The organism is Vibrio sp. ZF57 (genome assembly GCF_001691235.1).
GTDB classification, from domain to species: Bacteria; Pseudomonadota; Gammaproteobacteria; order Enterobacterales; family Vibrionaceae; genus Vibrio; species Vibrio crassostreae_C.
The window spans coordinates 1-10,956 of the sequence record NZ_MAKD01000075.1; the positions used below are offsets into that span (position 1 = coordinate 1).

The window sequence follows — 10,956 nt, forward strand, 5'->3', positions numbered from 1 at the left end:
CAAAGATCGCGTCACAAAAATGTGTACAAGAGATTGGATTGACCTGATCAGTTAGTTTTCCGGATTGGTATTACTTCTAACTCTGGTAGTTAAGCTAAATAGAGCAGAGCACTAATCTGATTGTTTTACTATGTGAAATTCTCTATCGCGTACGTACTTCGCCCTAAGGAGTGAGACTTTATTGCTTGAATACGTAAAGGGTAATTGTCGATTATGTTCGTATTGGTACTCGTTTAGCTGCTATCTAAACCATACCTGATACACGTATCTGGAACCCTGAGACTGACTAAGGAAAAGGTAGGATGCTTAACACTTCAAGCTATCACACTCACTGTGCATAAATAGAGATGTTGATTCGAAAGACCATCAAACAAACCTAAATAGCTATCTCGTAGATACAAAAACGCCTAGCGTTTGCTAGGCGTTGATAAATAGTGTCTCTAATACATCGACTACAGTATTTGCTTAAGCACCCTATCGGCTTTCACACGAGTGATCTTACGAATCAACTTCTGAACTTCCATCGGGTAGCTCTCTACCTTGTCTAACTGCTTATAAGTACAGATAAGCTGAGTGTGTTGAAGGATGTTATCCACTTCAGCCTGAAACTTGTCTGTTAGGTGATGGTAGTTATCTTGGATAAAGATACCGTTCTCTAGATCCAACTTCCATGCGCGTGGATTTAGATTATTACCTGTTAGTAGCATGTAGCGCTTATCTACCCAAATGCCCTTTAGGTGGAAGCTATTGGAATCGTGTTGCCAAAGTCGAATTGATAGATTACGGCTAGCAATATGAGCTTCATTCGCTTTAGCGAAACGGCGTAAGTTCAGTTCGTAAAGGTATGGCAAACCACCAATCGTTTTAAACTCTTCTTCTGGTGAGATAAAGAAATCATTCGCTGTCTTATCACCAACAACAATGCTGACCTTTACGCCACGCTTAAGTGCTTTCTTCACTTCTTTAGCTAGGCTAGGTGGGAAGTTGAAGTAAGGTGTGCAGATGAAGATTTCATCTTTAGCTTGAGCGACGAGTTGGTTGATTCCCTGATTCAGACGGTTACGTCTTTTACCGATACCAACCAATGGTGTTACAGCCACTTGCTCTGCTGAAACCTCTTGCCCTTCGAATTGATACTGAGACCTTGCCAATGATGCTCGAAACTGACGAATCGCTGGTTTCAGTTCTTTGGTCGCAGGCTTGTTCTTATCAGCCAGGTCATAAACAGCGCTGTCCGCAACCATCTGTTCGTGTACGTAGGCAAACATTGAGTCAGCAAGAGCTGCATTGTTTAAAACATGGTAACGATCAAAGCGATAGCGGTCATGGTAATTCAGATAGATATTGTTAAGGCTTGCACCGCTGTATATCACGCTATCATCGACGATAAAGCCTTTTAAGTGCAATACGCCAAAGACTTCTTTGCCGCGAACGGGAATGCCATAGACAGGCACAGAATGTTGATATTTCTCTGCGAACTCTTTATACATGGCTGCATTGCCTTCAGAAGACTCTGCGCCAATCAATCCACGCTGCGCCCGGTGCCAATCGACACAAACGCTCACGTCTAATTCTGGATTCTTTTGCTTTGCTTCATATAAGGCAGTTAGGATCTCACGGCCAGCCTCATCATCTTCAAGATACAAAGCGACTAAACTAATACGAGTCGTTGCGCGAGATATTTCATCAAGTAGGCGAGTTCGAAACTCTTGCGCTGATAGTAGTACTTCAAACTTGTCAGGATTCTGCGCTATGGTTGGCAACTGTATGAATGGATTCCTACTGGCAATCATATTGACTGTTTTACCTTAAAAATATGCAAAATTGCGAACTTTTAATTTTACCAAAGGGATAGCACCAAATACTAGATAATCGAGGCATTCTCTAACAATTTTGCTGATAATGCATAGGAATGAGATCTTTTCCGCTATTCGAATAGCGCTCGTATAAAACTCTTAAACCATTTGGTAGATCTTTAGGGTCTACTTGTACGAATTTGTGTCGCGCGTAAAAATTGGTGAGATGAGCGTACGCAAAGCAGTAATCATCTTCCGTAAGCGTATGTTGCGCACAATAATCCATAAGCTGGGAGCCTAATTGCTGACCACGATGTTGTTTTGATATCGCCATACCGGTAAGTAAGCGATTATTTTCTATTGTACGAAAACGCACGACACCGCACAGTTCGTTATTCAGCAATAACGAATAGATCAGTTCACTCTTATTCGCTTTTCCCGTTGGGTAATGTTCTTTATAGAAACGTTTAACTAGGGGAACCTTTACTGGGTCTAATTGAGTAATGATGACATTGTTCATTCAGTCACTGCGCCATTGGTTTATCTGCTGTAGAATGACCGCAGTGTAAGTTAATTGAATATCGCCATGCAATTCCATCTCAATGCTAGTTTAAAAAATGTTCATACTTTTTCCATCGATCAGACGTGTGATGCGTTGGTTGAAGTCACCACTACCGAAGAACTTATTTCGCTTTACAAAGACCCTAAATGGTCAGCTTTGCCTAAGTTAATACTGGGTAAGGGCAGTAATATGCTTTTTACTGAGCACTTCGCTGGCCTGGTCATCGTGAATAAATTAGCCGGGATTGAGCTGGCCGAGACGGACAGTCATCACCTACTGCATGTGAGTGGTGGCGAGGATTGGCCAAGCTTGGTTGAGTGGAGTGTGGATAAAGGGCTGGGTGGTCTAGAAAACCTAGCAATGATACCCGGCTGTTCCGGCTCTGCTCCGATTCAGAATATTGGTGCGTATGGTGTTGAGCTACAAGACGTATGCGAGTATGTCGATATCCTGTGTCTGGATACTTATACAGTTAAGCGATTAAGCAAAGAAGAGTGTCTCTTTGGTTACCGAGATTCTATTTTCAAACACGCTCTCTACGATAAAGCGATTGTTGTTGCGATTGGTTTAACGTTGCCGAAAGAGTGGGAGCCATGCAATCACTATGGCCCGTTAAAAAGCCTAGCAGCCGATACGCTCTCCCCTCGCACTATATTTGATGAAGTGTGTGCTATCCGTTCAAGTAAGCTGCCAGACCCTAGAGTCCAAGGGAATGCGGGTAGCTTCTTCAAAAACCCTGTGATCACCAAAGATCATTTTGATCGCTTGTTAGCTCTATATCCAAATATGGTTGGTTATGAGAGTAATGACATGATCAAAGTTGCTGCTGGCTGGCTGATTGATCAATGCCAGTTCAAGGGTGTGACAGAAGGTGGCGCTCAGGTTCACCCCAACCAAGCATTGGTTATTATCAATTATGATGAGGCTTCTGCTGTGGATATCCTTAAGCTTGCAGAGCGAGTGCGCCAGTCCGTTTTGAATAAATTCGATATTCGATTGGAACATGAAGTGCGCTTTATGGGACGAGACTGCGAGACAAACTTGGATAAGGCTTTGGAGTCATTGGCATGAGAGAGCACAGTACCAAGCTTGCACTATTGAGATGTCTTGCTGACGGTGAGTTTCATTCAGGTGAAGACCTAGGTGAAATGATTGGCGTATCACGAGCGGCTATCAGTAAGCACATTAAAGGTATTCAAGAGTGGGGTTTAGATATCTACCGAGTACAAGGCAAGGGTTACAAACTAGCCAGTCGTTTGGATATGCTTGACCAAGACAAATTGTCTGCAGTTAGTCGCGATGCTTCTCTTGAACTCATTCCCATCATAGGTTCTACAAACCAACACCTATTAGAGCGCACTAACACCCTCGAATCGGGTTCTGTCTGTATTGCTGAATATCAAGCTGCGGGTCGTGGACGCCGTGGACGAGAGTGGGTATCACCATTTGGTGCAAACCTCTATCTTTCAATGTATTGGAGACTCGACGCGGGGATGGCTGCCGCAATGGGCTTAAGCCTTGTGGTTGGTGTAGCTGTTGTTGAAGCTTTGGAAGAGATGGGCGTAGAAGGTGTAAAGCTTAAATGGCCGAACGACCTTTACCACAATGACAAGAAGCTTGCAGGTATCTTGGTCGAGCTGTCAGGACAGTCTGGTGGCGCTGCGCATATTGTGATTGGTTTAGGGCTAAACCTATCCATGGATCCAACAACATCAGGTATTGGCCAGCCATGGACTTCCCTTAAAGAAGTGTGTGATGGGAAGGTGCCAGACCGTAACCAGTTAGCGCAGGCTCTGATCAATGCTTGGGATAAGTCACTTGTCGACTACGAGTTGAAAGGAATGTCCAATTTTTTAGAGCGTTGGAACCGCTTGGATAATTTCTTAGGTCGCAATGTTAGATTGATCATTGGACCTAGAGAAATTGAAGGTGTTGTTCAAGGCATCGATGAACAAGGTGCTGTATTGCTCAAAACTGAGAATGGTGTCGAGAGCTATATTGGTGGCGAGATATCGCTAAGAAAAGGCGACTAAGGCGTTACTATTTTCTTAGTAACACTTCTTCAACCATATGATCTGCGCCTTTACGTAGAATCAGGTGAGCCCTTTCTCTTGTCGGAAGGATATTTTGTTCAAGGTTCAAGCCATTAATTGAACTCCAGATACCTTCTGCTTTGTCCAATGCGGCTTGGTTCGATAATTTAGTGTAATGACTAAAGTAAGAGCCAGGCTTAGTAAACGCGCCATCGCGGAATTTCATAAAGCGATTGACGTACCATTCTTTGATTTGTTGGCTATCAGCGTCAACATAGAGTGAGAAATCAAGGAAGTCTGAAATAAACACGCGATGTGGCTCGTGTGGATAATTCATTCCGGTTTGTAAAACATTAAGCCCTTCAATAATAAGCACATCTGGTAGGTCGACGCACTTAACGTCATCAGTAATATTGTACGTAAGATGCGAGTAAACAGGGGCTGTGACATTTCTCTTGCAAGCTTTTACATCCGAAACAAAGTTCACTAAACGCTTGATATCGTAAGATTCAGGAAAGCCCTTTTTGCTCATCAACCCTTTCTCTTCTAACACCTCGTTTGGATATAAAAAGCCATCGGTTGTCACTAGTTCAACTTTTGGGTGGTTTTCCCAGCGAGAGAGTAGGGCTTTAAGCAGACGCGCAGTGGTACTTTTGCCAACAGCTACGCTACCCGCAATACCGATGATAAAAGGTGGCGCTTTCTCTTTCTTATCTAGAAATTGGTGGAGTACCGAGTTTCTATTCTGTCTGGCTGCCACATAGAGGTTCAATAGACGAGATAGCGGTAGATAGATCTCTACTGCCTCTTCCATTGTGAGCTTTTCATTGATGCCTTGAAGCTCTTTTAAGTCGCTCTCAGAAAGTGTCATCGGAACTAAATTCCTTAGCTCAGACCAACGTTCGCGGTCAAATGACATAAATGGGCTCATACAAAACTCTATAGTGGATAACAAAACAAGTGCATGGAAAATACATCAAGCGATAGATAAATAAAATATCTTCCTGTACTAGATGCGGGTTAAAGACGTAAACCTTGAGCTAAATAGCCGTATGTAGGAGTTTGGTCAGAGAATTTTGCACTTTTTTTCAATTTACTATTGCAAGGTGGAAAATCATTCAATAAAATGCGCCCCACTTGTGCCGACTTAGCTCAGTAGGTAGAGCAACTGACTTGTAATCAGTAGGTCACCAGTTCGATTCCGGTAGTCGGCACCACTTTCTCCCTTCCTATAAGGCAAGCGAGAGAAAGCTCAAAATTTGGAGAGGTTCCCGAGTGGCCAAAGGGAGCAGACTGTAAATCTGTTGGCACTGCCTTCGATGGTTCGAATCCGTCCCTCTCCACCATATTCTAAAGGTTAAATAGCTCAAACAGAGTTACGTGTTGCGTGCATCGTATAATGGCTATTACCTCAGCCTTCCAAGCTGATGATGCGGGTTCGATTCCCGCTGCACGCTCCAACTCATTTTGTGTGCTGATATAGCTCAGTCGGTAGAGCGCACCCTTGGTAAGGGTGAGGTCCCCAGTTCGACTCTGGGTATTAGCACCAGTCTAAAGCTTCTTCTCCTTTAATAAAGAAAACCATTTTTTTGGTTGCGTGGTCTTATTTTAAGCCACCTAATCCGTACCTAGAGGGACACCCCATGTCTAAAGAAAAATTTGAACGTACGAAACCGCACGTAAACGTTGGTACTATCGGCCACGTTGACCACGGTAAAACAACTCTAACTGCTGCTATCTGTACTACACTTGCAAAAGTGTACGGCGGTGTTGCTAAAGATTTCGCATCTATCGATAACGCTCCAGAAGAGCGTGAGCGCGGTATCACAATCGCAACTTCTCACGTTGAGTACGATACTCCAGCACGTCACTACGCACACGTAGACTGTCCAGGACACGCGGATTATGTTAAAAACATGATCACTGGTGCTGCACAAATGGACGGCGGTATCCTAGTTGTTGCTGCGACTGACGGCCCTATGCCTCAAACTCGTGAGCACATCCTACTTGGTCGTCAAGTTGGTATCCCTTACATCATCGTATTCATGAACAAATGTGACATGGTAGATGACGAAGAGCTACTTGAGCTAGTTGAGATGGAAGTTCGTGAACTTCTTTCTGAATACGACTTCCCAGGTGATGACCTACCAGTTATCCAAGGTTCTGCACTTGGCGCACTAAACGGCGAGAAGCAGTGGGAAGACAAGATCGTTGAGCTTGCAGAAGCACTAGATTCTTACATTCCTGAGCCAGAGCGTGCAGTTGACCAACCGTTCCTACTACCAATTGAAGATGTATTCTCAATTCAAGGTCGTGGTACTGTTGTAACTGGTCGTATCGAGCGCGGTATCCTACGTGTAGGTGACGAAGTAGAAATCGTTGGTATCAAAGAGACTACTCTTACTACTTGTACTGGTGTTGAAATGTTCCGTAAACTGCTTGACGAAGGTCGTGCAGGTGAGAACGTTGGTGCACTTCTACGTGGTACTAAGCGTGATGACGTTGAACGTGGTCAAGTACTTTCTGCGAAAGGTTCTATCAACCCACACACTAAGTTTGAGTCTGAAGTATACGTACTTTCTAAAGACGAAGGCGGCCGTCACACTCCTTTCTTCAAAGGTTACCGTCCACAGTTCTACTTCCGTACAACTGACGTAACAGGCGACATCACTCTACCAGAAGGCGTAGAAATGGTAATGCCAGGTGACAACGTTCAAATGACTGTTGAGCTAATCGCTCCAATCGCAATGGACGAAGGTCTACGTTTCGCAATCCGCGAAGGTGGCCGTACAGTTGGTGCTGGTGTTGTAGCTAAAATCTTTGCATAAGATTTGACGAACCACTAGTAAAAAGGGCATCATTTGATGCCCTTTTTCTGCGCTAAAAAAAGAGTTGGATGTTTTGACATCGATTTTTGCTCTTAGCAAAGAATTAAACGGTCTTTTTGACTAAAATGACTGTTAGATGTGTTGTTTTGCAACGCAAAGGAATGTGCCCTGCAACAGCGGGGTTATTGTCGTCTATATTTAAGACTTATCACAGGTTGGTTTTATGAAAGCAAACGCTGAAACTCCTGATAGCTCAGGTGCAGCAGATACAATGAAGTGGATTGTCGCTTTTGTTCTGTTGGCTGCTGCTGTTGTGGGTAATTACCTGTATGGTGAATTGTCTGTTGTAATTCGCGCTGCAGGTGTAGTTGTGCTGATTGCTGCCGCACTAGGCGTTGCAGCAACAACAACTAAAGGTAAAGCTGCGATCGATTTTGCAAAAGAATCTCGCATGGAGATTCGTAAAGTTGTTTGGCCTACTCGCCAAGAAACTATGCAAACTACATTGATCGTTTTAGCTGTATGTATTGTTATGTCTCTAGTGCTTTGGGGAATTGACGGCATTATGGTCCGTCTAGTTTCTCTAGCAACTGGGGTGTAGAGGGTTCTGATTCATGAGTGAAGCTCCAAAAAAACGTTGGTATGTAGTTCAAGCCTTTTCTGGCTTTGAAGGTCGTGTTGCACAGTCGCTACGCGAGCATATTAAAATGCACAACATGGAAGAACTATTTGGCGATGTGCTAGTACCTACTGAAGAAGTAGTGGAAATGCGTGCAGGCCAACGCCGTAAAAGTGAACGTAAATTCTTCCCTGGCTACGTATTAGTTCAAATGATCATGAATGATGAATCATGGCACTTAGTACGCAGCATTCCGCGTGTTATGGGCTTCATTGGTGGTACCTCTGATCGTCCTGCACCAATCACTGATAAAGAAGCTGATGCTATCTTGAACCGTCTAGAGAAAGCGAGCGAGTCTCCACGTCCTAAGACAATGTTCGAAGCGGGTGAAGTGGTTCGTGTGAACGATGGTCCATTTGCTGACTTCAACGGTACTGTTGAAGAAGTAGATTACGAGAAAAGCCGCATTAAGGTATCTGTATCGATCTTTGGTCGTGCAACACCGGTTGAGCTTGAATTTGGTCAGGTTGAAAAACTGGACTAAAACTCTAAGTTTTGAACAAGCTGTGGATAAATACTTCATAAGTTGTTCAAAATAAAAGAGTATAAAAAATCACCTTTTTAGGGTTGTTAAAGGCGCGAATTATGATTATAATTTCGCGCCTTTTTGCTTCTGTGGAAGTGAAAAAGAGTTAATTGAATTTATGGGGAGCTCGCCTTGCGGCTAGCGCATGTACCCAAAATATTAGGAAATATCATGGCTAAGAAAGTTGAAGCTTATATCAAACTGCAAGTTGCAGCTGGTATGGCAAACCCAAGTCCACCGGTTGGTCCTGCTCTAGGTCAACACGGCGTGAACATCATGGAATTCTGTAAAGCGTTCAACGCAAAAACAGAATCTGTTGAGAAAGGTCTACCTACTCCAGTAGTTATTACTGTTTACAACGACCGTTCTTTCACGTTCGTAACTAAGACTCCACCTGCTGCTGTTCTTCTTAAGAAAGCTGCTGGCGTTAAGTCTGGTTCAGGTCGTCCAAACACTGAGAAAGTTGGTACTGTTACTGACGCTCAAGTTCAGGAAATCGCAGAAACTAAAGCTGCTGATATGACTGGTGCTGACATCGAAGCAATGAAACGTTCTATTGCTGGTACTGCTCGTTCAATGGGCCTAGTGGTAGAGGGATAAGATCATGGCTAAACTTACTAAGCGTATGCGCGTAATCCGCGACAAAGTTGACTCAACTAAAGAATACGAAATCAGCGAAGCTGTTGCTCTTCTTAAAGAACTAGCGACTGCTAAATTCGTTGAGTCTGTAGATGTTGCTGTTAACCTAGGCATCGATGCTCGTAAATCTGACCAAAACGTTCGTGGCGCAACAGTGCTACCTCACGGTACTGGCCGTGACATCCGCGTTGCTGTTTTCACTCAAGGTGCAAACGCAGAAGCTGCTAAAGCTGCTGGCGCAGATATCGTTGGTATGGAAGATCTTGCTGAGCAAGTGAAAAAAGGCGAAATGAACTTCGACGTAGTTGTTGCTTCTCCAGATGCAATGCGTGTTGTTGGTCAACTAGGTACAATCCTAGGTCCACGCGGCCTTATGCCAAACCCTAAAGTTGGTACTGTAACTCCTAACGTTGCTGAAGCGGTTAAGAACGCTAAAGCTGGTCAGGTTCGTTACCGTAACGACAAGAACGGCATCATCCACACTACTATCGGTAAAGCATCTTTCGAAGCTAGCCAACTTCAAGAGAACCTAGAAGCACTTCTAGTTGCTCTTAAGAAAGCTAAGCCTTCTTCAGCTAAGGGTTCTTACCTGAAGAAAGTAAGCATCTCTACTACGATGGGTGCTGGTGTTGCTGTTGATCAAGCTAGTCTTGATACTCAAGCAAACTAATTTGCTTAGGCGCAGATTTAGTGTATACTTCTGCGCCTAATATTTGTGGTTGGGTGGTTTTAAAGCAATTTGAAATCATCTATCCCAAGACCGTAGGCGCTGTCGATTTTCATTAGATTATTGATAGCTTAATAAAACCTACGTAGGCGATGTTGTGGTTTGAAGTGGATTTATTCATTTTTAAATAACATCGTAAACGCTCAATACATTTTGTATTGGGTGCTGTAATCACAACCAGAGGTTAATCCAAATGGCTTTAAATCTTCAAGACAAAAAAGCAATTGTTGCTGAAGTCAACGAAGCTGCCAGTGGTGCACTTTCTGCAGTTGTAGCTGATTCTCGTGGCGTTGAAGTTGGCGCAATGACTTCTCTACGTAAACAAGCTCGCGAAGCGGGTGTTTACATGAAAGTCGTTCGTAACACACTAGCACGCCGTGCGGTTCAGGGTACAGACTACGAGTGTCTAGTAGACACTTTCACTGGTCCAACTCTGATCGCGTTCTCTAACGAGCACCCAGGTGCTGCAGCGCGTCTTTTCAAAGACTTCGCTAAAGAGAACAAAGATTTCGAGATCAAAGCTGCTGCATTTGAAGGCGCAGTTACTGATGCTGAAGTACTAGCGACACTACCAACTTACGACGAAGCTATCGCACGCCTAATGATGTGCATGAAAGAAGCTTCTGCTGGCAAGCTGGTTCGTACTATCGCTGCACTACGTGACCAAAAAGAAGAAGCAGCGGCTTAAGCCTTGCTTTTCACTGGTTGCAAATTAAACTTATTGTTGACTTAAAAGAGAATTGTTATGTCTATTACTAACGAGCAAATCCTAGACGCAGTTGCAGAAATGTCTGTAATGCAAGTTGTTGAGCTTATCGAAGCTATGGAAGAGAAATTCGGCGTTTCAGCTGCAGCTGCAGTTGTAGCTGGTGGCGCAGCTGGCGGCGACGCTGCTGCTGAGCAAACTGAATTCGACGTTATCCTAACTGCTGCTGGCGCTAACAAAGTACAAGTTATCAAAGCTGTACGTGGCGCAACTGGCCTAGGTCTTAAAGAAGCTAAAGGTCTTGTAGACTCAGCTCCTGCAGCGCTTAAAGAAGGCGTTGACAAAGCTGAAGCTGAAGCTCTTAAAGCACAGCTAGAAGAAGCTGGCGCTTCTGTTGAAATCAAGTAATTATTACTTAATTTCATAGCCGCAAGGCTAATGGCTGGTGGTTTATTAACCA

12 protein-coding genes and 4 tRNA genes are annotated in these 10,956 nt (G+C 43.9%); 13 read left to right on the forward strand and 3 right to left on the reverse strand.

All coding sequences use genetic code 11. The features are described 5' to 3' along the window. Nucleotides 1-452: 452 nt before the first annotated feature. Nucleotides 453-1,793 carry a CDP-diacylglycerol--serine O-phosphatidyltransferase gene (gene pssA / locus A6D97_RS09385; RefSeq protein ID WP_029235079.1) on the reverse strand — a complete coding sequence of 447 codons (1,341 nt, stop codon included), beginning with the start codon at nt 1,791-1,793 and terminating at the stop codon, nt 453-455. 91 nt (nt 1,794-1,884) lie between these two features. Then, nucleotides 1,885-2,316 (reverse strand): GNAT family N-acetyltransferase, encoded by a 432-nt coding sequence (locus A6D97_RS09390; RefSeq protein ID WP_017059798.1) that lies wholly within the window; start codon nt 2,314-2,316, stop codon nt 1,885-1,887. Between the two features lie 66 nt (nt 2,317-2,382). Here A6D97_RS09390 and murB point away from each other — a divergent pair, with 66 nt between their 5' ends. Next, a complete protein-coding gene (murB, locus tag A6D97_RS09395; protein ID WP_017059799.1) occupies nt 2,383-3,429 on the forward strand; it encodes a UDP-N-acetylmuramate dehydrogenase in 1,047 nt (348 codons plus the stop codon). Further along, nucleotides 3,426-4,391: a bifunctional biotin--[acetyl-CoA-carboxylase] ligase/biotin operon repressor BirA gene (gene birA / locus A6D97_RS09400; RefSeq protein WP_017059800.1), complete on the forward strand. Its 966-nt coding sequence runs from the start codon at nt 3,426-3,428 to the stop codon at nt 4,389-4,391. The genes murB and birA overlap by 4 nt, the downstream gene beginning before the upstream one ends. 7 nt (nt 4,392-4,398) lie before the next feature. Here birA and coaA read toward each other — a convergent pair whose 3' ends face one another. Continuing rightward, complete coding sequence (coaA, locus tag A6D97_RS09405) at nt 4,399-5,322, reverse strand: type I pantothenate kinase (RefSeq protein WP_017066910.1); 924 nt, start codon at nt 5,320-5,322, stop codon at nt 4,399-4,401. Between the two features lie 210 nt (nt 5,323-5,532). Here coaA and A6D97_RS09410 point away from each other — a divergent pair. From A6D97_RS09410 to rplL, 11 genes are all read left to right on the forward strand, one after another. Continuing rightward, a tRNA-Thr gene (locus A6D97_RS09410) sits at nt 5,533-5,608 on the forward strand. A 44-nt stretch (nt 5,609-5,652) separates the two neighbouring features. After that, nucleotides 5,653-5,737 (forward strand) — tRNA-Tyr (locus A6D97_RS09415). A 39-nt stretch (nt 5,738-5,776) separates the two neighbouring features. Beyond that, nucleotides 5,777-5,851, forward strand: a tRNA-Gly gene (locus A6D97_RS09420). Nucleotides 5,852-5,864: 13 nt separating this feature from the next. Continuing rightward, nucleotides 5,865-5,940: transfer RNA gene (locus A6D97_RS09425), tRNA-Thr, on the forward strand. Between the two features lie 94 nt (nt 5,941-6,034). Further along, on the forward strand, nt 6,035-7,219 hold the full coding sequence (tuf, locus tag A6D97_RS09430) for an elongation factor Tu (protein ID WP_010435158.1): 1,185 nt from the start codon (nt 6,035-6,037) through the stop codon (nt 7,217-7,219). A 223-nt stretch (nt 7,220-7,442) separates the two neighbouring features. Then, nucleotides 7,443-7,820 carry a preprotein translocase subunit SecE gene (secE, locus tag A6D97_RS09435; RefSeq protein WP_010435558.1) on the forward strand — a complete coding sequence of 126 codons (378 nt, stop codon included), beginning with the start codon at nt 7,443-7,445 and terminating at the stop codon, nt 7,818-7,820. Nucleotides 7,821-7,833: 13 nt separating this feature from the next. Continuing rightward, the gene (gene nusG, locus A6D97_RS09440) at nt 7,834-8,382 is read left to right on the forward strand and encodes a transcription termination/antitermination protein NusG (protein ID WP_010435556.1); all 549 of its coding nucleotides are present in this window, start codon (nt 7,834-7,836) and stop codon (nt 8,380-8,382) included. Nucleotides 8,383-8,595: 213 nt separating this feature from the next. After that, nucleotides 8,596-9,024: a 50S ribosomal protein L11 gene (rplK, locus tag A6D97_RS09445; RefSeq protein ID WP_010435555.1), complete on the forward strand. Its 429-nt coding sequence runs from the start codon at nt 8,596-8,598 to the stop codon at nt 9,022-9,024. 4 nt (nt 9,025-9,028) lie between these two features. After that, nucleotides 9,029-9,733, forward strand: coding sequence for a 50S ribosomal protein L1 (gene rplA, locus A6D97_RS09450; protein ID WP_017060523.1), 705 nt, complete (start codon nt 9,029-9,031; stop codon nt 9,731-9,733). A gap of 250 nt (nt 9,734-9,983) precedes the next feature. After that, nucleotides 9,984-10,478, forward strand: a complete 495-nt coding sequence (gene rplJ, locus A6D97_RS09455; protein ID WP_017060524.1) for a 50S ribosomal protein L10 — start codon at nt 9,984-9,986, stop codon at nt 10,476-10,478. Between the two features lie 57 nt (nt 10,479-10,535). Further along, nucleotides 10,536-10,904: a 50S ribosomal protein L7/L12 gene (gene rplL, locus A6D97_RS09460; protein WP_017060525.1), complete on the forward strand. Its 369-nt coding sequence runs from the start codon at nt 10,536-10,538 to the stop codon at nt 10,902-10,904. Nucleotides 10,905-10,956 lie beyond the last annotated feature (52 nt).